Here is a 25,941-nt window from a genome sequence, read left to right as displayed (position 1 = left end):
AATCCACATTGCATGATCATAAAACCCATTTGTGCAATTGTAGAACAGGCTAGCTTTTGCTTTACATTCACTTGAATTAATTTAGTAAACTGAGCCACTATGGCTGTTAATCCACCTATGATTAATAGAACGTTATGAGTTTCTGAAACAAAAATAAGTGACGCAAATAGCGCAAGTAATATCCCAGAGCCATTTACAAAACCAGCATGCATTAGTGCAGATGCTGGCGTAGGCGATGTCATGGCAGAAAGCAACCACCTGTGAAATGGATAAATAGCAGACTGTATGATCGCTGCGATAATGATACAAATGGCTGCAATAAGTACCACATAATACGGTAACTCATTTAACTGAAGTATGATATCGCTCAAATAATAATTCTCTAATTGAAAAGCGAGCAAACACAATCCTGCAGCTAGAAAAACAGTGCCTGATACAAAGTAAGTTAAGGTAAACTTTGCAGCCGCTCTAGCTTCAGCCCATTGCTGGTCCACTCCTATTAATCGAGACATTAAAAAACCCATAAACAACCAGCTGGTGATAATTAAAGCAACATGATTAGACATCACAAATAGCATAACCGACAAGGTAAAACCTAAGCAAAGCAACTTGAACTTGCTCGCGTACCTAAAACCTGTTAGATAATTTTGAGAATAACTACTTATCAAGGCACTAAAAAAAGTCACAGTTGCCCAAATTAAAATGGTAAAACCATTAATTTTTAAAACATTGTGCAAATTCCACTCTGGTGTATCTGGAAAAAAGAATATTAGAACTCCTATATTAACAAGACATGAAAGCCATAAAACAACATTTAATACCCTTGAGAGATGCTGTGTACCTGTTGCAGGACCGTTTGCTTCAGAAATGATAGAAGCATCTGTGAGCAAATTGTTATTTGAGATCATAAGAAGATTTTAAAACATCAGTTCTATTATGCGTGCAAAGATTAAAAAACTTAAAGATAAATTTCAATTTATAATACATATAGATAACATAAATAAAAGTTATGCAAAAAGTTGGTCAATTGTTTCTTTAAATGTCCGTTCTGTGAACCAAAATAAAAGATAAATTTCTAATATCATGATATAAATTCCGCTTTCGCGAAAGCGATATAATTCAAAAACCATTTATAGAAACAGCTGTTAATTTACAAATTAATGGGTATAATTACCCAAATATCAATAGGTTACTAATAAAAAAGCGCGTTGTTATTCTTTCTTTTTATAATTTAGAACCACTAATCAAAATCCACAACAATGAAAGACGTGCAGCATACTGTCCTACTGCCTAATGAACTATTACTATCAGTAATTTGCTTTTATTAGGTAGTGTAGTTTCACCACAAATTATGCAAAGCAATTACTATAGCAACCATCAAAGCTCTAGCCATTCCTACGGTCTAGGATACTTATATAGCTCTTGATACGGTGGTATTAGGGTCAATCAAATAGGGAACATTTCACTTTCGCAATAGCGAAATCAAATTATAAATCAATACTACTAACCATCTCAAAAAACAATTATGAGTACTTATTTAAGAAACAATGCATGGAACAATCAAGGTACATTTGATAACTCAGACCTATTATGGTATGCAAAGGCTGTAGGAGCACTTCAATCGAGAGCCCTTGATGATGAAAGCAGCTGGTGGTTTTTTGCCGCTATGCATGGAGAATACATTGAAGAATCCACATTTCCAGGTTGGGGCACCATTCCTGGTCCGCCAGTGGTTCCTGTAGCTCCAGTTCCATCTGCATCCGTGCAGGGGAAATTCTGGAATCAATGTCAGCATCAAAGTTGGTATTTTGTGCCATGGCATAGAGGTTACTTAATCGCTTTAGAAGGTCATTTACGTAAAGCAGTGATTGATCTAGGAGGTCCTGATGATTGGGCACTACCCTATTGGAATTATTTAGGAGGTGATGGACAGTATAAAATACCACCAGCTTTTACCCAAAAGAACTTACCTGATGGCGCTGCAAATCCTTTGTATGTTAACGCGAGGTTTGGTCCTAAAGGAGATAGAAACATTTATATAGAAATACCACCTATATCTGGAGATTGCCAGAAAAACACCCTTTATACCGGTAGTAATTCACAAACGACTAGACCTGGATATGGTGGTCCTAAATCAGGTTTTTCTCATGGAGGTAATGTGAGCGGTAATCTAGAGAGCAATCCGCATAATAAAGTACACGTTCAAGTAGGTGGACAGGCAAATGATATATGGGGACTCATGTCGGATCCTGGTATAGCCGCTCTAGATCCTATATTTTACCTGCACCATGCAAATATTGATCGCATGTGGGCTGCGTGGAATGCATTAGGAAACAGCAACCCTACAGACCCTAACTGGTTAAAAGGTCCTACAGCCTCAGGAGATAGAAAATTCATGATGCCTATGGTAGATGGCACGACATGGAATTTTACACCTGCTGAAGTGGATAGCCTTTCTAAACTGGATTACACTTATGAAGGCTTAGATACAGAATCAGAACCTTTACTGGCTGATGCTTTGACAAAAAGATTTACTAAATTAGGAATCAACACCGATAATCTTACAATTGATGCTGCCATGGATAAAGGAGAAACGTCTGAATTAATAGGAGCAAATGAAAAAGCACTCCATCTACAATCTGATGGTGTGAAAGCCAATGTCAAATTAAGTAAGCAACCTTTAAAAACAGTACGTAACAGTTTAAAAAGCGCGTCTATTTCTAGTATTCCAGATCATATCTATTTACAAATAGAAAACGTAAAAGGAAATATAGATGCAAACATGCTATCAGTGTCAGTAAACGACACTTATGTAGATCATGTTTCCTTATTCGGTTTGCGCAATGCCTCAAAGGCAGATGGTCACCATGGCGGTGAAGGATTAACCTTTATATTAAACATCACAGATGTTTTTGATGATTTACATATCAATGATGCCTTAGATATTAATGAACTAGATGTTAAAATCGTACCAGATAATGATATTGCAGCGAGTCACGACATCACTATAGGTCGTGTAAGTATTTATCGAGAACAACAAGGATCATGAGAAATACCGCAACAGTAAGAAATAACATCAGTATTTCTATTATAATGATAAGTGTGTTGCTTTGGGTAGTATTACTTTTTAATCCAGGCAACATCATGACCGTAGAGCATTGTCACATTTCTATGGGTGGCTATTCTAGTGCGTCCCTACAAATGATCTTACAAATGAACCCTATCTCAGACATGATGATAGGATGGTCTCTTATGGTCTTTGCCATGATGTTACCTAAGTTGATCGTACCTATTCAGCACATCTACGACCGTAGTTTTAAGAACAAACGCTTGTTCTTATCTATCCTATTTGTTTTAGGTTATGCCATCGTATGGATATCAGTAGGTTTTATTATGAATGCCATTATCATAGGAGCAAATTTGTGGTATCCTATGTCCTATTTTCCCGCACTGCTTATAGGTGTGATAGCAGTAGTATGGCAGTTTTCACCGATTAAGCAACGCTTTTTAAACCGCAGTCATAATCATAAATCTATCGCTGCGTTTGGTTTACCAGCAGTGCGTGATGCTTTCACTTTTGGTGCAGAGCATGGCGCGTGGTGTGTAGGATCTGGATGGGCACTCATGCTATTTCCTATGCTCCTACCTCAAGGTCATAACATAGCGATGTTATTAGTTACATTCATAATGGTAGGAGAACATATGGATCATCCGCGCATCCCGAGTTGGAAAGTTGACTTTCGATTAAAACTATTTAAAATATTTATCGCTCAAACAAGAATGCGGTTGCGATAACACATAATTCATTTGCATTTTTTACAGCCACTATCATAATAACAGTATCATTTGAAAACTTGAGCACTTAAATTAAGTATAAATTATAGATAGGTGTTAATATTTAGATATCAATAAGTTAATGTATAAATGCTAGATATTGTATTAACTTATTTTAAATTTAAGCTCTAGATCAAGCAGAAAGTCTTTAAACTAAGTCTCTCATTTCCCAGAGATTTGAACCATCCTATCTTTTTTAAGTAGGGTGGTTTTTTGGTTTTATTTGTTCGCTTTCGCGAAAGCGGAAACACATCATACCACTTCCTAAAAATAAAACCAAAGAACATATAAACATCCAACTTTAAATTAACGCTAAATCCCAATAACAAATATCACAGCTACTACGCCACTATTTCAATTGATCAAGCTACAAACTATGGCGGTAAATACCCAATTTTATATAATAGGTAAGAATAAGCGCACGTATTACAAGTTCTTTTTATAGATTTAAAACATAAGAACGCCTAAAGATTACGGTTTCCCGTAAAAGAAGTTGGAAGTTAGCTTTTAAATTGGGTGTTCTTAAGTAGAGATTTAAATACGTTTATCCAGTATTGAGAAGTGGATAACGTATTTGATTGAGATGATATAACTAGTTGTGTGCCATTTGACCAAAACCGAGAATTGAATGAAAATATTTGATATTACCATTAAAAATTTCAGAGGAATTTCTGAATTAGAAAAATTAAAAGTTGGAGAAATAAACTCATTCGTTGGTAAAAATGATGCAGGTAAATCAAATATTCTAAAAGCACTAAATACATTTTTCAATGAAAAATTTGACACTAACGATATATTTAAAGGAATTCAAGAAGGATGCAAGACAGAAATAGCTTTAAGATTTGAGCCAAGTGAAGAAGTCAATTCACTAGCATTAGATTCAGATGGTAAAATTCATCTTAAAAAAACCTTTGAATTTAATTCTAAAGGAAGAGTCGTAAAAACGGTTACGTATATCTGCAATGATTTGAATAGTCCAGACTATTCAAATTGTTGGGGAATCAAAGAATCAGAAATTAACGCTTATTGTTCATCGTTAGGAATTGATTACTCACGTTCAGGACGTGGTGTTACTAACCTTTCAAAAATTGAGTTAATTAACGATAATACGACTGATTTGGGTCGTGTTGAAAAAGAACACGAAGCGTCTGACTTTTTGAAAAATATTAAAAAACAATATGATTTTGTCGAGCTACCTGTGTATTCCTTATTTGATGCAGAACAAGATTTAAACATTGGTTCAACAACATTTCAGAATCAATTCAAACCAATCGCTACAGATTCTTTAAACAATAGTGCAAATCTCAAAAATCAAATAGAAACTAATCTGAAAACAGATTTAGAAACTGAATTTTCAACCATCACGACATTAATGCAGAAAAACGTCCCTGATTTGGAACGAATTAACACTTCGCCTGTTTGTAACTGGGGAAATCTTGTTAAGTTTGACCTGTCTTTAAAGTTCCGTTCAGATAATTTTGATATTCCTATTTCCAATAAAGGGACTGGTTTTAAAAGATTATTGATGGTTGCTTATTTTGAGTATCTAGCTCAAAAAAACACTAAAAAATATCAGATATTTGGTATTGAAGAACCTGAAACATTTCTTCATCCTGAATTACAACAAGATTTACTTACTTCAATAATTGAACTGTCAGATAATAGTCAATTTTTTATAACAACACATTCACCTGTCTTTGCAGGCTCAACAAGAGATTCAAATATTGTAGTTGTAAAGAAAGAAAACGAAGTATCAAATTATTATAATTTCGAGAATGAGCACGAAATATTAGATATAGTAATTAAAGAATTAGGTATAAAACCTAACTATAATCTACTAAATGACAACTACCGAAAAGCAGTTTTTGTCGAAGGAAGTGGAGATGTCAAATTTTGGGAAATTGCATTTGAAAAAATTAATGGAAGTTTACCAGAAGATTTACTTTTTATTCCTTGTGGAGGTGACCAAGTGGACTTTTTTGTAAACGCTAGTTTATGTCAAAAAATAAATAGAAGATTTGTTGTCATTTTAGATTCCGACAAAGGAGCAGTTGATTATGAAAATAAATTGGCAAATAAAGCAAGCTTAATAGAAAAGGTCGAAAACCTTGGAGGAGAAGTTTTGATTTTACACAAAAGAGAAATTGAAAATTATTACTCAAGAGATGCTATTCAAAGAATTTTAGGAAATACTTTTCAATTACCAGCTGAATTTCAAATTGAAGATTATTCAGATATAAAAGAAGAGATAAAAACACATATAGTTGGAGTAAACTTTAAAGCAAAAAACAATCTAAATGTGTTTAACGAAATGACTAGGGATGAATGGATTCAATCCGCAGTTTCTGTGGATGGTACAACAGATATAGAATCAATAATTAATACAGTAATTGAATAAAAAAACGGCACACAACAATGGCTATAAGTAATTGCTTGTTCTCGCCTACTTCTGAAAATCCTCGCGGATTTTCAGTTTGGTGTGTACTTGCAAAGCTAAGTGCTAAACCACGCAACTACTCATAGCCGAGACCGTCGTACACCATTTAAGAAAACGCAGAGTTGAATCAAGAAATTAAAATATCACGCTCGGACTTAATCGCAAAATGCGACCAATATCTGAATGGAGAAATTGAAGAAAAAGATTTTGAAAATTATGCGTGGAATTTAATAACCGAAGAACATTTTGATTGGGAAGATGATGTAATATCTGACATTATTTATCAATGGGACAGTCCAGAAATTAACTTTCCGATTACGAAACAAAACATAAGACTTTGGAAACATCAATTGAAAACTGATGAGGATTTATTGGCGGATTATAATTTGTGGAACGTACATATCGACCGACAAAAAAAGATTTGCGAAAAGTATGAGTCTAATTGGAACCCAATCAATAAAAAACTGAAAATCGGAATTGGTTCTGACCTGAATGCTGACCCAATTCACGGATTGAGACATCCAAAGGAAAAAGGAATTACAGGTTGGTACATTTGGACAGGAGAATATTCGGAATCTGATGAACTTTTCCGACCAATGTGTGCGGAACATTTACTTCAAATCCGACCTGAATTAATTAAATATTTCGGACTTGATGTTGGCTATCGCTTTTTAATTGACAAAAACGGATACGAAGATGTTTGGTTTGACGAAAAAATAAAAATAACGGAATGAAAAAAAGATGTACAACAATGGCTATAAGTAATTGCTTGTTCTAGCCTATTTCTAAAAATCCTCGTGAATTTTCAGTTTGGTGTGTACTTGAAAAATTAAGTGCTAACCCACGCAACTATTCATAGCCGAAATCGCTATACTGCATTAAGAAACCATAAACATTTAATGAATAGATCCTACTATAAAAACTCAATATCAGAATTCATATCTGAAGATAATAACTCAATTCTTGGAAAGTTAAGTTTTAACCATTCCAATAGACAATTAGAAGATCTTCAAAAAAACGCTTGGGTTAAACAAATCGAAATTTTAAAAGATCAATTATCTGGATTAGAGGGTAAAATTTACTTTGAATTTGCAATCCCTCGAATGGGAAAAAGAGTCGACAATATTGTAATTATAAAAAATTCAATATTTGTAATAGAATTTAAAGTAGGAGATGGCGGATATGAAAACTATGCACAAACTCAAGTATTAGATTATACATTAGATTTGAAAAACTTTCATGAAGGAAGTCATAAGGCAGAATTGATCCCTGTTTTAGTAGCTACTAAAGGAACGGATGAAAATTGCAACATTCAAAATGTTTTAGATCACAACGAAGTAGTAAAATCAAATAAAAATAATTTAAGATATTTTCTGCACCAGTTTACAGAAAATACAACAAATACATTTGATTTTATAAGCTGGGAACAATCTATATACAAACCTACTCCAACAATAGTAGAAGCTGCACAAGCTCTTTATAAAGGTCATAACGTTGAAGAAATATCAAGATCTGATTCTGGAGCTATAAATTTATCAAAAACAGCAAGTTGCTTAAATAGAATTATTGAAGATTCTAAATTGAATCAGAAAAGAACTATTTGTTTTGTGACTGGTGTTCCAGGTGCAGGTAAAACATTAGCAGGATTAAATATTGCAAATGACCGAATAAAAGCTGATGAAGATGAACATGCAGTTTTTTTGTCAGGAAATGGTCCATTAGTAGAGGTTTTAAGAGAAGCATTAGTTAGAGATTTGGTCTTGAATTCTAAAATTGAGGGAACACCTATCAAAAAGGAAGATGCTAAACGAAAAACAAATGCTTTTATACAAAACATTCACCATTTTAGAGATGAATATTTAAAACACCTAGTTGAGCCAACTGAAAAAGTGGTTGTTTTTGACGAAGCTCAACGAGCTTGGAATAAAAAACAAGTAAGTTCCTTTATGAAAAGGAAGAAAGGTATTGAAGATTTCGAAATGTCTGAACCGGAATTCTTAATTGATGTAATGAATAGACACCAAGACTGGTGCACGATCGTTTGTTTAATAGGTGGTGGACAAGAAATTAATACTGGTGAAGCCGGTCTAGAAGAATGGATAAACTCATTTCAAAGAAAATTCAAAGACTGGAATGTTCATTATTCAAATTTAATTACAGATAGTAAAAATTATATTAAAACAGTAGAGCAAAGAAACTGGTTAGTTGAAAATGCTAAATCTGAACCTGAATTACATTTATCCGTTTCTGTAAGATCATTTAGATCAGAGAAACTTTCAGCTTTTGTGCACGAATTGCTAGAGTTAAATATTGAAAAAACAATGCTACTGTACTCGGAAATTAAAAATGACTTCCCTATACTAATAACAAGAGATTTGTCAAAAGCAAAAAGTTGGATTAGAAATAGAGCTAAAGGTAGTGAAAGAACTGGTTTAATTGCTTCTTCTGGTGCTCGTAGGTTAAGACCATTAGGAATTGATGTAAAAAACGAAATATCCGCACCAAATTGGTTTCTGAATTATAAAGAAGATATTAGGTCATCTTATTTTTTAGAAGAAATCGCAACAGAGTTTGACATTCAGGGCTTAGAAATAGATTGGTCTTGTTTAGCTTGGGGAGCGAACTTTCATTTAAAAGACAACTCTTGGAAGTATCAAAGTTTTAAAGGAACTAAGTGGATGAATATTAATCAAGAAATTAGCAAAGAATATTTAAAGAATACCTATAGAGTTTTATTAACAAGAGCAAGACAAGGGATGATAATTTATATCCCAAACGGTTCAGAAATTGATCATACTAGACCAAATGAATTTTATGATGAAACTTGGAAGTATTTTAAAGACATAGGAATTGAAGAAATATAAAAATGGTCTAAAACATAGTACTGAGGTAAAAGCAACCTTTTTGTTCACCTCATTTGGAGACTATTTTTTGAGGCTTAGAAGTCAGTAATTTGATTTCTAAGCTTTTTATTTTAACATATTTTATAATTAATCTCATCATATAAATACCAATCTATTCTACCTTTAGAACTTTAGACCTATACATCTTACACATGAAAAAAGCTGTCTTCTTTGATATGAATGAAACTTTATTGAACCTAAGTCTTCTGGAGAAGCAGTTTGATAAACATTTTGAAGATAAGTACGCGCTTAAGTATTGGTTTACCAAATTATTGCATAGTTCTACCGTGATGGGAATTATGGGAGTTTATAAAGATTTTGGTGAGCTAGCGGCTGTAGCATTAGAACAACTGTTTTATGAGAATGAGTTGGCTTTAAGTCAAGAAACTAAAAACGAAATTTTAGGCGCTTTCAAAAAATTACCAGCCTATGATGATGTGCGACCTGCGCTGGAATTGCTCAGAGCAAATGACATACGTGTCGTGGCGCTATCTAATTCTTCTCTAGAGATGATTAAGGAACAACTTTCTAATGCAAGCATTATGGATCTTTTTGATTCTTATTATTCTGTAGATGATGTGAGCAAATACAAGCCCTTTGAAGATATTTACCTTTCTGTTGCGCAACAAGAAAACCTCACACTAGAAGACATCTTTATGGTAGCGACACACGATTGGGATTTATTCGGAGCCAAAAAAGCTGGTCTCAGCACGGCTTACATCAGTAGAAAAAGAGAAATCTACCATCCATTCTACACTCCAGCAAACTTTACCGCTACTGATATGACAGATTTAATGCGACAAATATTCAACTTTAAAAGTTAGTCCTTTCTTTCTCTTCCTACTGCAAGGGTTTTTTCTAATCTTCATATATCCTACTCCATTCCTATTATTTATAAGTAAGTTGTTGTATCTCGCTTTCGCGAAAGCGAAACAATACCATCCATTATTCTATTCACTAAAGGCAACGTTTATTAAAAGGTTGACTCATTATTAAATAGTAAAATTTATGTTTAAGTATTATGATTTTGTTGCTTTTGCAAAAGCGGAACAAAAAATTAAAGAGAATAAATCAAGAAAACAATAACTTTACCATTGAACACTAACCTAATTTCTCATGGCTATAAATTATACATTTGGATTACCACAACTTCACAATTTTGCTGAGTTCATCTATTATCAAGGTCTTTTTTTACCGCACGAGATAGATAGAATCATCGATTTTTGGGAGGATGATAAAACGATCAAAGCCACGTTAAGTGGTGATAAAAAGTACAATGATGCATTACGTAAAAGCTCGGTTATGTTTATTGATAACACACATGAGAACGATTGGATTTATAGCAAATTAGGAGCTTTGGCTATCAATTGTAATCAAGAACGCTTCCATTTTGATTTGTTAGGTTTTCATCAAGAGTTGCAACTCACTAAGTATTCTGAAGGGAATTTTTTTGACTGGCACCTGGATTTTGGAGCTGGAGAAATCTCAAATAGAAAATTGAGCATGACTATACAACTATCTGATGAAGAAGAATATGAAGGTGGCGATTTACAGTTCATGATTAATAATGAAATTGTGAATGCCCCTAGAAAAAAAGGAACTATAGTTATATTCCCTTCTTTTATCATGCACCGCGTCACTCCTATTACTAAAGGGACCAGACAAAGCATCGTAGGTTGGGTTTCTGGACCACCGTATCGTTAAATCTTTAGATCAATTGATTTACACAAAGAACATCATTGATAAAATAGTCGCTCTTAAAAATAATGATCTAGCAATGCGTGATCGTTTATTAAAAGAGGGAAAGCTATTTGACGGCTATAACAAAGAAATGGAAGAGCTGCATATTTCTAATGCTCATAGGCTCAACGAGATTATTGATCAATATGGATTTCCAAGCCTCGAAAAAGTAGGTAAAGAAGCTAGTAAAGCTGCATGGCTAGTTGTACAGCACGCCATAAGTTTACCTAGCTTTATGAAAAAATATCGTGATATGATCATGTCTACTAAAGACTTAGGGCAACATTCTAGAGAACAACTCGCATACCTAAGCGATCGTATAGCGGTTTATGAAGAACGACCACAATTATATGGGACACAATTTGATTGGGATAACGCTGGCAAATTGAGCCCGCAAGTGTACGACGATCTTGTTAAAGTAAATAAGAGGAGAAAGAGCATAGGATGGAACTCTCTAGAAGAACAAACGCAAATAATTAGATTACAAGCTCAGAGAGATAACAACCACTGCCCTACTGATCTTGAATCGCATAGACACCAGATCAAATTATGGAAATATAAAGTAGGCTGGTTAATTAAGCCTTAGTCTTTCTTTGAGCTAGTTTTTTAAAAATTCTTTACTCTTTTTATCTAGTACCGCGAGAAACTCCAGCTCATTACCATAATTGAGCAAGTTGAAATCAAAGCTTTTTGATTCTACATAGCGTATGAACTCTTCTACTCGATGCTCTGGAATGTTGAAGTTATTTACCAGAAAAGAAGAACCTAGGTAATATTTAATAGATTTTGCCGGTACTTCAGGAACTCCAGCAGCTTCTTTATCTGGCACTTCTGACCTAAAAAGAGGAATTAATAATTGATCCACAACATTTGTTAAGTTCAAACTATTAACAACTTGCGCAGACTGTGATTGCACGCCTATTTCTTCAATTTGTTCCTTGTTATTTCCGCCAAAGTCTTTGATATCTTTCTTTACTCCAAAGTAAGCTGCGTTGGAATTTAAAACATAAGGCTTGGATCTAGTTACATCTTGCTTTAAGTCTCCAGTCAATTTGTTGGCGGAAACGATGATTACCTCGTCTAGTTTTTCAATTTCTTCAATTAAGAATACAAATAACTTTTTAGAATCTAATTGTGCTTGATTGATACGTAAATCGAAGTTTTTGTACTCTATAGCTCTTACCTCGATTAAATCATTCAACGCCACTTCAAGTGTGAACGCGCCTTTAGCATCCGTAAGAGTTCCTTTATTAGAATCAGTATTATAAATGGTGATACCATAAACATCACTTCCTTCTACTATGATTTTACCATCGACCTTGGTTCTAGTAATATCTTGAGCAAATGAGGTAAAACTTAAACAACAAGAAATAAATAGACAGATATTTTTCATGGGCTTCATTTTCTTTAAAGATAATCTCAAACTGGAACAACTGTTAGAATCAAATAGATAACTTTCTGTTAAATAAAGTGCTATAACTAGGGACTATGTGAGCATTGAAAAGGTCTTGTTAAAGCTTTTCTATCGGTCTTAATAAACCCTATTTTTGTATTCCATAACTAATGATATGACGCAAAAAGCAAGAAGTATAAATTTTATTAAAAAAGTCTTAGATCATCAACCAGCAGGATGGATTGATATCACAACACATAGATTAGACATTTACAATGAGAAACTGGCCAAAACCCAGTTTCTTGAATATTTTGAAAATTTATACAACGATGATGTAGCAGACCTTGCCGCACTAGAAAATCTTCCTACGGCCTACGACTACATAAGATTAGGTCATCCTTTATCCTGTGTCCTAGAATGGGGAATTGCAAAACAGTACGACATCAACGCAGAAAACGTGATCAGTTTTGCCTCGCAAACTGTGCCTGTTTTAGCCGTACTTAGAGCTAATTTATTCTTGAATAAAAGAACCCAAATTAATTATTTAGGTGAACTCCCTAAATCTTTTAAAGATGAGTTAGTTAAAGAAGTTTACGGCTATGATTTTGAGTTAAATAAAGTATCCAGTATAACTGATATAAAAGAATTTGATGGTAGCACAATTTTTATAGCTCACAAGGATCAAATAGATGCTGTAGAATTAAATTCTAAGGTAGATTTTTCTATAAGTCTCCATGATCGATTAGGAAGTATTCTTGTCATCAATAGCAAGGATAAAAATGATTACGTAGCCGATATTCAACATGTGCGAAGAAGAGAAACAGTTGCCATGACACCAGCAGACTCTCTTACAGCGTTACAAGAATTTATAGGTGAAACTGTTGATTCTAAAGATGAAAACTTAGATAGTAATAAAGAAAGTGTTCTAGCCTCTATAAAAGAAATAACTGGGACACAAATCAATCCATTAGTAGGTTCTAGTGGTTTATCTGTTCAATACGCGATCATGATGGGATTGATTCACGACGCACAAGAAAACCATCAAGGAAAAGCCATAAAATTTATTGTGCCACCTAATTGTTATGGAGGTACAAACGATCAAGCTAGACGCGTAGCTGCCTGCTTAGATCATATAGAAATTGTAGATTTACCTGTGGATGGTGATAATGATATGGTGCAAAGTATTGATCGTGTTTTAGAACAGATCGCACAGCAGGACGCCATACCCTACATTATTGCAGAGATACCGACTAATCCACGTGTGGAAGTTCCAGATCTAGTAAAATTAAAAGAAGTACTAAGTAGAGAACGTAAAACAGTCGCAGGTGAGACAGCAATAGATCCTGTATTTATATTAGATCAAACATTTTGTCCTAATGTGCACTTTCTAGGAGAAAATAAAATGCTTAGCACAGTAAGAACTATTGCTTATGCTAGTGGTTCAAAATTCCCTAGTGGTGGCCGTTGTACCGCAGGATACTGTGTAGGAAACAATAAGACGCAACGATTGATGGATAAAATCGCGTTGCACTTAGAACTTTGTGATAATGAAGCTACACAACTTCAATATGAGATACTTGCCGAGCAACTGCCTTCAATGAATCAACGTATTGCAGATGCGTATACTAACACTCGTGAGTTTGTTACATTCATTGAAGAAACCTTGCCTAGTGCCAAAATCAATTTTGTATCAGAACAACTAGCTGAAGAAGGCTTCACTCCTTCTGTATTTTCTCTAGATCTTCCTACTAAAGGAAACACTGAAGAAGAAAAGGAACAGTACAAAAGAGAGCTTAATCTTAAGTTGATTAACCTCATGATCAAAGAGATCCCTGATGAAAGTAAGTTTTGTGTGAGCTATGGCCAGTTAAAAGGCTGTTACTGGACTATTCCAGCCACATCTACACAAGGAACTACTAAGGAAGGTGATAAGGATTACATCGTACGAGCTTCTCTTTCACCAGATCTTGATTTAGAAAAACATAAAGAAGTTTTTAGAGACTTTGTAAAAAGTATTTAATACAGTACTTATCATTAAATTAAAAGCTCTTAAAAGACTAGTTACTTTTAAGAGCTTTTTTATTGTTGTTATGATCTCGCTTTCGCGAAAGCGGATTTCAAAAATTCTATGTGCTAGACAAGCCACAACCTATAGGACTACCATCAGGAATACTAGGCAACGGCTTTACTTTGAATAGTTCTGGATGTGCGTTGAAGTGCTGTATTTGAGATAAGAGTTCTCTTTCAAAGGCTTTTCTTTTGCTTAAATCGTTTTCTATCTTATCGAGTTGTTTTCTTGCAGCAGCCTTAACTTGAACAATTGTTCTAGTGCTCGCGATTAAATTCATGAGGTGAGTTAAAAACAGCTCTTGACTTCTTTGATTAATGGCCGTAACATAAGAATCGTCAGCATTTCTATCAGTAAATACTTGATCGGCTACATGAGAAAGAATTACGTCTAGTGTCATTGCAGCGCTATCAGGATCTGCATTATTTTGTTTATGTAAAGCATTTTGAGTAGCAATTCTATTCACACGTTGTGGATGAAATAGTAAATCCAAAGTCATGTCTACACTAGTCGCAGCCGCTGTTAATGCATCAAATGTAACGCCGGTTTGTGATTTAAAACTTTCTCTAGTTCTACCATAACCATAAGCTCGTGGAGGAAATAAATCCAATACATTCTGTGGAATTTTAAGCGTGGATGGATCAATAGATTTTAGAATTGCGCGCAAAGCTTCTTGTTGTTTACCAGTAGCAACCTTCTTAAACTCAGCATTTGTTCCATCTTTTGTTTCATACTCATATGCTACTCCACCTATTAACTTTACGGCTGCTTCTACCTGGTAGCGATGGGCAAAATAAACTGGTACAAAAACATCTTCTAAAACACTCAAAGGTTCACCAGACTTGATATTATGAATAGAGAATTGATTCATAGCGATCTCTCTTACTTTTAAAATATGATGTAATTCTTCTGTAGGACTAGCGCCATTATCCCAAAGATGTGCACTTGCATTTGCTCCACCTGTAGCTCTGGCATCGCTGTCTGAAATGAATTTGTGATTAGCTGTAGTTGCTTTTTTAATGATTGATTTTAAATAAGAATCTTCGGTTTGCTTGCCCACTGGATTCCCATAAGAATATTGCACGGTTAAATTATCCCAGCTTCCTATTCCTACAGCATAGGCATCTTTTAAAGAGATTTTACCATCTACAATATCATACTTAGGATGTGGATAATCCATAACACTCGCACGGCTTTCAGTACTTGCAGCAAAATTATGCGCAAAACCTAAGGTATGTCCTACTTCGTGAGCACCTAGCTGTCTTATTCTTGCTAGTGCCATTTCCATCATCGCATCATGATTATCATCATTTTCTTTAAATGGATCTTTTAACAAACCTTGGGCGATCATAAAATCCTGACGGATGCGCAAACTTCCTAGACTTACATGACCTTTAATGATCTCACCAGTTCGTGGATCTACAACACTACCACCATAACTCCAGCCTCGCGTACTGCGATGTACCCATTGAATGACATTGTAACGCACATCCATAGGGTCGGCATCTTCTGGTAACATTTTTACTTGAAACGCATTTGAATATCCAGCATCTTCAAAAGCTTGATTCCACCAGCCTGCGCCTTCTAGTAACGCACTTCTTACTGGTTCTGGTGTACCTCGATCTAGGTAATATATAATTGGTTCTACCGCATCACTGACAGCAGCTTGCGGATTTTTCTTTTCTAATCTGTGACGTGTAATAAATCGCTTTTGAATAGGCTCATAAACTGGCACACTGTAATCCATATAACTTCTATAAAACGATCCGCTACGAGGATGAAATACTCTTGGTTCATAATTACTGTCTGGCAACTCCACAAAACTATGGTGCTGAATAACCGTGATACTGCTAGCATCTGGCGCAACGCTGCGTACTTCTCTACCAGTAGGCGTTCCTGTAAACGTGAGCATGGCTTCAAACTCGGTGTTTTTAGGAAAACTCTTGGTGTTTTCCATCCATATCGTACTACGCGATTTGTCCAATTTGTAGGATCCTTGTTTACGGTCTTTTAAACGTTTTGCAACTCCGTGAGCATCTTGCATCAAGAATGGAGTCAAATCGATTATAAAATTATCGTTTTTCTTTTCTTTAATTTCAAAACCAAATAAAACAGATCGTGCAAAAGCTTGTTCTACAGAGGTTTTTTCGTCTGGATTTGTGGAACTCGCACGATAACCTAGATTAGGTTGCATTAATAATAACTTATTCCCGCTTTTAATCCATTTTACTACAACTCCATCACCTAATTGTCCTCGGTCTAATCCTAAATCATTAGACCCTACACCACTAGTTAAAGAATGAACATAAAGAAATTCTTTGTTCAAGTCTTGGACCTCTAGAAGAATAGTTCCTTTATCTTCATTATAGATAAAATCGTAATAGCCTGTAAATGGTTGAGATGATGATGTGGATTGCGCTTTCGCGAAAGCGGAAACCAACAAAAACAACCAAAAAATGTGGTAGAAACTTTTCATGTGCTAATTTTAAAAAACGAAAGGTAGCGGATTCTTACAAGAATTAAAATAATTCAAACGCAACCTTTTAATATTACTTGCATCTATTGAATAAATGACCCAGCCATGAAAAAGTTACTTTTCTTATTTTCATTAACACTCATTGTAATTTCTTGTAATACTGATGATGATACCAATAACGCACCACAAGGAATTGAAGGTAACTGGGAATTAGTTGCAATTCTAGCCGATCCAGGCGATGGTAGCGGCACTTACCAACCAGCGACTGGAAAAACACTCCAATTTCTATCAACTGGAGTGGTAAATTGCAATGTAAGTTTTTGTTTTGGTAGTTTAACACAAGCAACAACGACAGGCACTTATGACACAACCAACACCACGATAGATGTAGATAATTGCACAGGTACATATGCACTCAATGGGAACATGCTTGAAGTAAATCACTTTTGCATTGAACCTTGCGGAGAGCGTTATGTCAGAGTCAATTAATCTTTACGGTATTTGGTAGTCGCCTCAAAAATATGATCTAGAATATCTATGTCAACTTGCTCAAGCGATAAGCCACGTCTTTTCATAACGACATCGGCAACTTCATAAGCTTTGTTAGTTTTATAAGTCATGTTTCCTTGTGGTCCACCCCAATTAAATGATGGGATAAAATTACGTGGGTAACCAGCGCCGTAAATATTTGCGCTTACTCCTATCACCGTACCTGTGTTGAACATGGTGTTGATACCACATTTAGAATGATCGCCCATCATGAGACCACAAAATTGAAGACCAGTTTTTGCAAAACGGCCTGTTTCATAGCTCCATAACTTTACTTCGGCATAGTTGTTTTTTAAGTTACTGGTATTGGTATCTGCTCCTAGATTACACCATTCTCCTAGAACTGAGTTTCCTAAGAAACCTTCATGACCTTTATTAGAAAAGCCAAAAATAACAGAGTTGCTAACCTCACCGCCTATTTTAGAATGTGGTCCTACCGTAGTTGGTCCGTAGACTTTTGTTCCTAATTTAGTCGCACTATGATCACAAAGTGCAAAAGCACCGCGTATGATAGATCCTTCCATCACTTCGGCGTTTTTACCTATATAAATGGCACCTGTAGAGGCATTTAATGTGGCAAATTGCAGCTTTGCTCCTTCTTCAATGAAAATACGATCTTCATTAATGTAGTTAACAGAATCAGGAATAGGTTGACTTTTTCTTCCTTTGGTAATTAAATTAAAATCGGCTTCAAGCGCTTTACCGTTTTTTGCAAAAATGTCCCAGGTAAAATCAATACCGTCCACTTCTTCTTCTAAAAAAAGAACTTGCTCAAGTTCTATCGTAGGTGTATGCAATTTATTCACTCGGTAAGCGATAATCTCATTTCCAGCCAGCAATTTTTGTTCTGGTTTCAAATTCTTGATCGCTTTACATAATGCAGCTGTGGCAAAAACATTTCCTGCAATAACGATATTATCATCAGTTTCCACCAATGGATATTTAGTCTGCAGGTACCCTTCTGTTTGAAAGCTTACTTTTTCACCGAGTAATTTTTCCCATTTCTCTCGTAGTGTTAAGATTCCACAACGCAGCTCACAAGTAGGTCGTGTATATGTAAATGGTAATAAAGTGGTGTGTTTATTAAAGTCTGCTAGGATGAAGTTCATTTCTGATCAATTTGAAATTCAAAGGTCGTAAAAGAATAACCAAAACAAATATATTTGAGTAAAATTTAAAGAGGTTCTTGCCATATGCCTAAAAATCGATTACTGCCTGTTGCCATAGGATTATTAGTTCTTCAAATTCTGTTTTATTATGGCTTGCGATATTTTCCTGCGACAGTAGAATCTTTATACAGCACCGGAATTTATCCTTATATCGCAAAAGCGATGCGGTTTGGTCTTGGGTGGATTCCGTTCTCGTTTGGTGATATCGTTTATTCGGCTTCTATCATCATGATTATAAGATGGTTGTGGATTAGTAAAAAGGATTTGATCTCGCTTTCGCGAAAGCGTTACACACAACTATTTCTTTCCTTAAATATAATTATCGTGCTTTTTCACTGCATGTGGGGTTTTAATTATTACCGTGAACCATTGCATGAAGTTCTTGATTTAGATAGTGAGTATACCACCGAAGAACTGGAAACTGTCGTACGTCAACTGGTTTATACTTCAAATAAATTGCATGGTCAATTGCAGCCTGTGGATTCTTTACCAGTTGTTTTCAGCCGATCACAGTCAGAGCTTTTTGATCTTGCACCGCAAGGGTTTGAAAATATAGATCACATATATCCTGCATTGAGTTATGGAAATGCCAGTATCAAAAAATCTTTACTCACGATGCCATTATCATACATGGGATACAGCGGTTATTTGAATCCGCTTACTGGCGAGGCGCATACTAACGCATGGATCAATAATTATAAAACGCCAGTACTTACGTTGCATGAAATGTCCCATCAGCTGGGTTTTGCCAAAGAAAATGAGGCTAATTTCATTGCCATTATTTCAGGAATGAATCATGATGATCTTTATTTTCAATACAGTGCGTCCATTTTTGCACTGCGTTATTGTATTAATGATTTGTACAGACGTGATCCTAAAAAGTATGAAAGCATTAGACCATTAATTTATGACGGTATTTTTAAAAATTATCAGGAACTAAGAGATTTCTGGAAGCAATATGAAGGTGTTATTGAAGATGTTTCTCAAGTTACTTATAACGCTTATCTGAAAGCAAACAATCAACCTGGCGGAATGCAAACCTATAGTTATGTGGTAGCGTTATTAGTGAATTATTATAAATAATTGTTTAAACACATTAAAGAAAAGCTTTTAAATTAACCACTTAGTACTTCAATGGTTTCCATTAAGAAAACCTTCACAATTAAGTCGGGAATGATATTCCTATCTTTATCAAATAAATTTTAATTACATGAAAAGAATACTCTCTCTCATGCTTTTGGCTTGCTTTTCCTTGCAGGCACAAGTGTATTTCCCTAACAATGATGACATTAGTGCGGTAAGTCATATAACTCGCGTTATAAAAAATGCCAATATTGTTACGAGTCCGGGAAAAATGATCACTAATGGTACGATTATTATCAAAAATGGTAAGATTGAAGCCATAGGTAACAATGTGACCATTCCTAAAAACGCTGTAGTAGAAGATGCAGGCGGTAATTATATCTATCCATCCTTTATTGAGTCCTACGGTAATGTAGCAATGAAAACACCTCCAAGAGCTCCAGGAAGCAATGTTGCACAATATGACGAAGGTCGTAAAGGTTATTACTGGAATGACCACATCAGAGCTGAGCAAAGTGCTATGGATTTTTATGAATACAATGAGAAAGAAGCAAAAAAATTAATCGATGCTGGTTTTGGAACTGTTCAAACCCATTTGCATGATGGTATTGCTCGAGGAAGTGGTATGCTTATAGCTCTTGACAATGAGGGAACAAATGCAGATCGTATAATAAAACAAGAAAGCGGTAATTTCTTTTCCCTTTCTAAAAGCCGTCAATCTAGACAGTCCTACCCTACTTCTTTAATGGGAACTCTAGCTCTTTTACGTCAGTCACATTTTGATGCAGACTGGTATGCAAATGGTCATTCTAAAACCAAAGACCTCTCTCTAGAAGCTTTAAATGCTAAGAAAAATTTAGTTCAAATAATAGAGGCTGGAAATAAGAAAAATGTTTTAAGAGTTGATAAATTAGGTGACCGTGTAGGCAAGCAATTTGTTATCGTAGGTGGTGAAGATGCTTATGAAATGATTGATGATATAAAAGCTACAAATGCTTCTCTTATTGTACCTGTAAACTTTCCGGCTGCTTATGATGTTTCTAATCCTAACTTAGAATGGTTTGTTAATCTAGGTGACATGCGAGAATGGAAACAAGCTCCTGGAAATTTAATGATGCTTTCTAAAGCTGGAATCACATATGCTATTACAACTAAGGATTTGAAATCTCCAGCAGAATTAATGAAGAACCTTAAAAGAGCTATTGAATACGGTCTTACGGAAGATCAAGCGCTTGCTGCATTAACTACTACTCCAGCAAGCATCTTACAGGTAAGTAACATGGTAGGTACTTTAGAAAAAGGAAAGCTGGCAAATTTTATTATGACTTCAGATAAATTATTTGAAGATGATACTGTTATTTATGAGAATTGGGTAAAAGGATCTAAGCACGTATTAAAAGATAGAACTACTAAAGATATCGATGGTGACTATGCTACCATTATTAACGGCACCTCTTACGATTTTTCTATTAAAGGAAAAGGTAAAAAAGTTACCGTTAAAATTGATAGCACTACATTAGGATCAAAAATTACTTATGATGGTGACTGGATCAATATTGTAACTACTCAAAAAGACGCTGAAGATAAAGCTTACACACGTTTCTTAGCAACTGCAACTATGGATAAACTATCGGGAACTGCTTACTTAGCAAACGGTAGCGAAGTGCCTTTTACAGCTGCAAAGTCTGACGACTCAAAAGATAAATCAAAATCAGAAGATAATAATGACAAAGAGGCTGCAATGGCCGCAATGGGAACTATGACATTTCCTAACATAGGATATGGTAGTGTGGAAAAACCTCAAGAAGAAACAGTTTTATATCGCAATGCAACCGTATGGACTAATGAAGAAGAAGGAATCTTAGAAAATACAGACGTACTTGTAAAAGATGGAAAAATTTCTAAAATCGGTAAGAACTTAAGTGCAGGAAGTGCACGTGTTGTAGATGCAACAGGTAAGCACTTAACCTCTGGAATAGTAGATGAGCATTCTCATATAGCTATCGATAATGGTGTAAATGAAGCAGGACACAACTCTACTGCAGAGGTTACAATAGAAGACGTAGTTGATCATGAAGATATCAATATTTACAGAGATCTTGCTGGTGGAGTTACTACCTCTCAACTATTGCATGGAAGTGCAAATCCTATAGGTGGACGTAGTGCAATCATTAAACTAAAATGGGGCTATAAGGCAGATGAGATGATTTATGACAACTCTCCTAAGTTTATAAAATTTGCATTAGGTGAAAACGTTAAGCAATCTCGTTATCAATATGGTGTGCGTTTCCCACAAACTAGAATGGGTGTAGAACAAGTTTTTGAAGACTACTTCTCAAGAGCTAGAGAATATGCTAACTCAAAAGGGAAGAGCGATTTCAGATATGATGAAGAGATGGAAGTGCTTTTGGAAATTCTAGAAAGCGAGCGTTTTGTTTCTTGTCACTCTTACGTACAAAGTGAGATCAATATGTTAATGAAGGTGGCAGAGAAACACGGTTTCCGTATCAACACTTTTACACACATTTTAGAAGGTTATAAAGTAGCAGATAAAATGGCAGAGCATGGTGTAGGTGGTTCTACCTTTAGTGACTGGTGGGCATATAAATATGAGGTGAACGATGCAATTCCTTATAATGGTGCGATCATGCATTCACAAGGAGTAACTGTAGCCTTCAACTCTGATGACGCTGAAATGTCTAGACGATTGAATCAAGAAGCTGCAAAAGCAGTAAAATATGGTGGCGTTAGTGAAGAAGAAGCATGGAAATTTGTGACTCTTAACCCAGCAAAATTATTACATATTGATGACCGTACAGGAAGTATCAAAAAAGGTAAAGATGCAGATTTGGTGCTATGGAATACTAATCCGTTGAGCGTTACCGCAAAGCCAGAAATCACCATGATAGATGGAATTGTATTTTTTGAGCTGGAACGTGACTTACGCTTTCGCGAAAGCATACAAAAAGAAAGACAACAACTGGTTAACGAGATGATCCTTGCAAAAAACAAAGGAATGAAAACGCAAACACCGAAGAAAAAAGACAAAGGTCTCTATGAATGCGAAACTATTCACTGGTAAAATGAAGACAATGAAAAAATTATTATATACAATTTGTGCCTTATTTGCCTTAAATGCAACAGCACAACAGACACCAGCACCAGAACAAACTGGAGTTTATACTATTATGAATGCTACGGCTCATATAGGTAATGGAGATGTTATTGAAAACTCAGTGATCGTGATTGAGAACGGTAAAATTAGTGCTATAGCAGATGCCACTACCGTACGCATGGACATTAAAGGAGAAAAAATAGATGCTTATGGAATGCATGTGTATCCTGGTATAATTGCGATGAATACTACTTTAGGACTTGTTGAAGTAGATGCCGTAAATGCTAGTGATGATGAGCGTGAGATAGGAACTTACAATCCGCATATACGATCTATAATAGCCTATAATGCAGAAAGTCGCGTTGTGGAGTCTATGAGGCCTAATGGTGTATTGATTGCGCAGGTAGTACCTCGTGGAGGAAGAATTTCTGGTAAATCTAGCGTAGTACAGTTAGATGCATGGAACTGGGAAGACGCTGCCATACGTACAGATGATGGAATACACATCAACTGGCCATCAAGCTTCAGAAGATCTGGTTCATGGAGAAATCCTGGGCCTATAGAACCTAGTAAAGATTATGCTGAACAAGTGGCTGAGTTGACGGACTTCTTAAATAGCGCAAAAGCATACAGCGCAACACCTAATCCGGTAGGACTTAACTTAAAGTATGCTGCTTTAAAAGACGCTATTAATGGTGACGATAACATTTATATTCATGTAGATGGTGAAAAAGGTATTAGAGATGTTTTAACTTTTGTAAAAGAGAATAGTATTAAAAAACCTGTTATAGTAGGTGGTCGTGAAGGTGATAAAGTTGCTGCAGAATTGGTAGCTATGAACGTTCCTGTACTTGCTAGTCGTGTACATGATCTTCCTGCCCGAGAAGATGAAGATTATGATATGCCCTATAAGTTTCCAAAGCTTCTTGCTGACAAAGGTGTGATGGTAGCTCTAGAAAATTCTGGAAGTATGGAGAGACATCAAGCTCGTAATTTCCCTTTTTACGCCGGTACCGTTGCTGGTTATGGAATGGATATGGAAAAAGCGCTGATGATGATTACTTTAACTCCTGCAAAAATTCTAGGAATCGATAAAGATTACGGTTCACTTGAGCAAGGTAAAAGCGCTACTCTATTTATTTCTAGAGGAAATGCATTAGATATGAGAGGTAATCAGTTGACAAGAGCATTTATCGATGGTAGAGATATTTCTTTAAATTCTCATCAAACGGAACTTTATGAGCGTTATATGAATAAATATGATGCTGAGATAAAACGATAAATATTTAATCACTATTTTTAAAAAGCTCGTTTATTCAAACGAGCTTTTTTTATCTTAATTTATTACTCTTATGAATTACGTTGTTAAAAATGAAGAACTTGTATTTGATGAATTTCTCAAAATTTATAAGGCAGAAGTAACTCACGACAGTTTTAATAGTGAAACTTCTATCACTTCTACTCGACTGGCTTTAGATCGTGGTAATGCCATTGCTGTATTATTATATGAAAAAGATACCGATAGTTTTTTATTTATAAAACAGTACCGCTACCCTAGTTCAAGACACAATCATCCATGGATGCTAGAAATTCCTGCTGGCGCTGTGGACAAGGATGAATCAGCAAATGAAGCAGCTATACGAGAGGTTCAAGAAGAGATAGGTTATCAAGTTGATGATCTAGAGTTTATTGTAGAGTATTTCCCATCGCCAGGAATGCTATCTGAGCAAATTAGTATTTTCTATGGTGAAGTAACAACTGAACAAAAAACCTCCAAAGGTGGCGGCTCTGATGTCGAGAAAGAGGACATACAATTGGTTAAAATACCTAGATCTGAAATTAAGGATAAGTTAAAGAAGCATCATTTTCAAAATTCCATAAGTATAATCAGCTTGCAATGGTACTTACTTAATAAATGAAACTAGAATTTTAATTTTTAGGGTAACTTTTGTAGTACGTAAAACATTAAAGCTCCGGTTATATAACAAACTACGTCCCAAACATCTGCAGTATAACGTTCATGATGATTAGGTAAATAAATTTCAAAGTAAACAGAATAAAGCAAGGTTAAACTTATCAAGCTTATAATGCTCAATCTTATTGAGAAATCTTTTTTCAAATACCACAAAGCATTTAAACAGATGAAGGCTACTATAGGAATAACTAAAAGATCGTTTAAATAATTAAATATAAATGAGTTAGCAGAATGTTCAATAAACTTTAATACTTGAACTGTAGCATACAAAATCAAGCAAACGATAAATGCTATGTGTAAATATTTTAATGGACGGTCTTGCATTAGGTGGCGAGTACAGCAATGAGCCAAGCTAGAAACATTCCTATAGCCATTACAACAGTCCAGATCGCATTGAAAAATTGATAAGAAGCACGCACAGCAAGGTATCGATGGTTTTCCCATCTATAAGTAAACGACTTTTTTGAAGCGTCTTTCTTTTTAGTAGCAGGAATAGCATCAACTTGTTGATTTTCCTTCTTTACATTATCTTTTTCTTCCTGAGAATTGTGTACCATCTATTTGATAATTACCTGCCTTTTTAAAAACTCTAATTTGACCTAAAATACAAAAGGAAAACACAATTGTTTATTAATTATACAAACGCTTTTCTTAATGCAAGTTTAAAGTTGATCTATAAAAGCTCTAAATTAATATTTAAGTATCATTCGTTCCTTTGAGGCGCTTAATGTGATAGTAATTACATTATCAAATAGTTAACGATCTAACTATTTAAAATTCTTATTCATCCAGAAGATTAATTTCAACCTCATTTGCAGGTTGATTTGCTATAACAATCATTCCTGGAGTAGTCAGAGACATAGTCACTAAATCTTTAGGTCCAGGTGATTTTATTTTAAAAAAATAAGAATTTATTTTTCCTGGCTCTAAAGTAGGTTTCATAACAGAATAACCTCCAGAAGGCTTTTCTCCTGTTGCCACTACTAGAACACACTGACTATTAAAATCAACTTTAGGTATCGTAATTTTAGGGGTTTTTGTCGCATTAAATACTTTAAAAAATGATTCTAAATTTTCTTGTGAATTTATAATCATAGAAGTTTCTTCCATAATATTAGTATTGCTGTCCTCCATATAAATCATAAATTCCTCGGTATTTGATTTAAGTGTGAGATCTTTCATTCCCTTTTTGCAGTTAC

Annotated in this window: 20 protein-coding genes; 14 read left to right on the top strand and 6 right to left on the bottom strand. The window is 35.0% G+C overall.

The features are described from left to right. The coding region (locus A9Q93_RS07785) for a proton-conducting transporter membrane subunit (RefSeq protein ID WP_303686823.1) at positions 1-908 on the bottom strand (908 nt) is incomplete at its 3' end. Positions 909-1,525: 617 nt separating this feature from the next. Here A9Q93_RS07785 and A9Q93_RS07780 point away from each other — a divergent pair. From A9Q93_RS07780 to A9Q93_RS07745, 8 genes are all read left to right on the top strand, one after another. After that, complete coding sequence (locus A9Q93_RS07780; protein WP_303686822.1) at positions 1,526-3,049, top strand: tyrosinase family protein; 1,524 nt, start codon at positions 1,526-1,528, stop codon at positions 3,047-3,049. Continuing rightward, positions 3,046-3,795 (top strand): DUF2182 domain-containing protein, encoded by a 750-nt coding sequence (locus tag A9Q93_RS07775; protein WP_303686821.1) that lies wholly within the window; start codon positions 3,046-3,048, stop codon positions 3,793-3,795. The genes A9Q93_RS07780 and A9Q93_RS07775 overlap by 4 nt, the downstream gene beginning before the upstream one ends. Before the next feature lie 667 nt (positions 3,796-4,462). Continuing rightward, positions 4,463-6,232, top strand: a complete 1,770-nt coding sequence (locus tag A9Q93_RS07770; protein WP_303686820.1) for an ATP-dependent endonuclease — start codon at positions 4,463-4,465, stop codon at positions 6,230-6,232. A gap of 161 nt (positions 6,233-6,393) precedes the next feature. Then, positions 6,394-7,005 carry a hypothetical protein gene (locus A9Q93_RS07765; RefSeq protein WP_303686819.1) on the top strand — a complete coding sequence of 204 codons (612 nt, stop codon included), beginning with the start codon at positions 6,394-6,396 and terminating at the stop codon, positions 7,003-7,005. A 165-nt stretch (positions 7,006-7,170) separates the two neighbouring features. Next, complete coding sequence (locus tag A9Q93_RS07760; protein WP_303686818.1) at positions 7,171-9,135, top strand: DUF2075 domain-containing protein; 1,965 nt, start codon at positions 7,171-7,173, stop codon at positions 9,133-9,135. A gap of 191 nt (positions 9,136-9,326) precedes the next feature. After that, a complete protein-coding gene (locus tag A9Q93_RS07755) occupies positions 9,327-9,998 on the top strand; it encodes a haloacid dehalogenase type II (RefSeq protein ID WP_303686817.1) in 672 nt (223 codons plus the stop codon). A 292-nt stretch (positions 9,999-10,290) separates the two neighbouring features. Continuing rightward, positions 10,291-10,878, top strand: coding sequence for a 2OG-Fe(II) oxygenase (locus A9Q93_RS07750; protein ID WP_303686816.1), 588 nt, complete (start codon positions 10,291-10,293; stop codon positions 10,876-10,878). A gap of 13 nt (positions 10,879-10,891) precedes the next feature. Then, positions 10,892-11,500: a DUF6624 domain-containing protein gene (locus tag A9Q93_RS07745; protein ID WP_303686815.1), complete on the top strand. Its 609-nt coding sequence runs from the start codon at positions 10,892-10,894 to the stop codon at positions 11,498-11,500. Between the two features lie 12 nt (positions 11,501-11,512). Here A9Q93_RS07745 and A9Q93_RS07740 read toward each other — a convergent pair whose 3' ends face one another. Then, complete coding sequence (locus A9Q93_RS07740) at positions 11,513-12,307, bottom strand: carboxypeptidase-like regulatory domain-containing protein (RefSeq protein WP_303686814.1); 795 nt, start codon at positions 12,305-12,307, stop codon at positions 11,513-11,515. A gap of 175 nt (positions 12,308-12,482) precedes the next feature. Here A9Q93_RS07740 and A9Q93_RS07735 point away from each other — a divergent pair, with 175 nt between their 5' ends. Then, positions 12,483-14,327, top strand: coding sequence for a PLP-dependent transferase (locus A9Q93_RS07735; protein ID WP_303686813.1), 1,845 nt, complete (start codon positions 12,483-12,485; stop codon positions 14,325-14,327). A gap of 106 nt (positions 14,328-14,433) precedes the next feature. On the opposite strand, the gene A9Q93_RS07730 is transcribed toward A9Q93_RS07735, so the two are convergent. After that, positions 14,434-16,851 (bottom strand): zinc-dependent metalloprotease, encoded by a 2,418-nt coding sequence (locus A9Q93_RS07730; protein WP_303686812.1) that lies wholly within the window; start codon positions 16,849-16,851, stop codon positions 14,434-14,436. A gap of 105 nt (positions 16,852-16,956) precedes the next feature. Here A9Q93_RS07730 and A9Q93_RS07725 point away from each other — a divergent pair, with 105 nt between their 5' ends. Further along, complete coding sequence (locus A9Q93_RS07725) at positions 16,957-17,340, top strand: hypothetical protein (RefSeq protein WP_303686811.1); 384 nt, start codon at positions 16,957-16,959, stop codon at positions 17,338-17,340. On the opposite strand, the gene A9Q93_RS07720 is transcribed toward A9Q93_RS07725, so the two are convergent. Next, entirely contained in the window at positions 17,337-18,509 is a 1,173-nt protein-coding gene (locus A9Q93_RS07720) for a GlmU family protein (protein ID WP_303686810.1), read from the bottom strand. The two genes, A9Q93_RS07725 and A9Q93_RS07720, sit on opposite strands and share 4 nt — an antisense overlap. 84 nt (positions 18,510-18,593) lie before the next feature. On the opposite strand from A9Q93_RS07720, the gene A9Q93_RS07715 reads away from it, so the two are divergent. The 4 genes from A9Q93_RS07715 to A9Q93_RS07700 all read left to right on the top strand — a co-directional run bounded on the left by A9Q93_RS07715 (position 18,594) and on the right by A9Q93_RS07700 (position 24,686). Beyond that, complete coding sequence (locus A9Q93_RS07715) at positions 18,594-19,652, top strand: DUF3810 domain-containing protein (protein ID WP_303686809.1); 1,059 nt, start codon at positions 18,594-18,596, stop codon at positions 19,650-19,652. A gap of 127 nt (positions 19,653-19,779) precedes the next feature. After that, entirely contained in the window at positions 19,780-22,734 is a 2,955-nt protein-coding gene (locus A9Q93_RS07710; protein ID WP_303686808.1) for an amidohydrolase family protein, read from the top strand. A gap of 10 nt (positions 22,735-22,744) precedes the next feature. Beyond that, a complete protein-coding gene (locus tag A9Q93_RS07705; RefSeq protein WP_303686807.1) occupies positions 22,745-24,049 on the top strand; it encodes an amidohydrolase family protein in 1,305 nt (434 codons plus the stop codon). 70 nt (positions 24,050-24,119) lie between these two features. Beyond that, the gene (locus tag A9Q93_RS07700) at positions 24,120-24,686 is read left to right on the top strand and encodes an NUDIX domain-containing protein (RefSeq protein ID WP_303686806.1); all 567 of its coding nucleotides are present in this window, start codon (positions 24,120-24,122) and stop codon (positions 24,684-24,686) included. A gap of 379 nt (positions 24,687-25,065) precedes the next feature. On the opposite strand, the gene A9Q93_RS07695 is transcribed toward A9Q93_RS07700, so the two are convergent. Together A9Q93_RS07695 and A9Q93_RS07690 are read right to left on the bottom strand one after the other, a co-directional pair. After that, entirely contained in the window at positions 25,066-25,299 is a 234-nt protein-coding gene (locus A9Q93_RS07695; RefSeq protein ID WP_303686805.1) for a hypothetical protein, read from the bottom strand. A 223-nt stretch (positions 25,300-25,522) separates the two neighbouring features. After that, complete coding sequence (locus A9Q93_RS07690; RefSeq protein WP_303686804.1) at positions 25,523-25,924, bottom strand: protease complex subunit PrcB family protein; 402 nt, start codon at positions 25,922-25,924, stop codon at positions 25,523-25,525. Positions 25,925-25,941: the final 17 nt, after the last annotated feature.

This window comes from Nonlabens dokdonensis, from assembly GCF_002162835.1.
Lineage (GTDB): Bacteria > Bacteroidota > Bacteroidia > Flavobacteriales > Flavobacteriaceae > Nonlabens > Nonlabens dokdonensis_B.
Note: the sequence above shows the minus strand (reverse complement) of the source record. Positions and strands in the feature narration are given on the sequence as shown.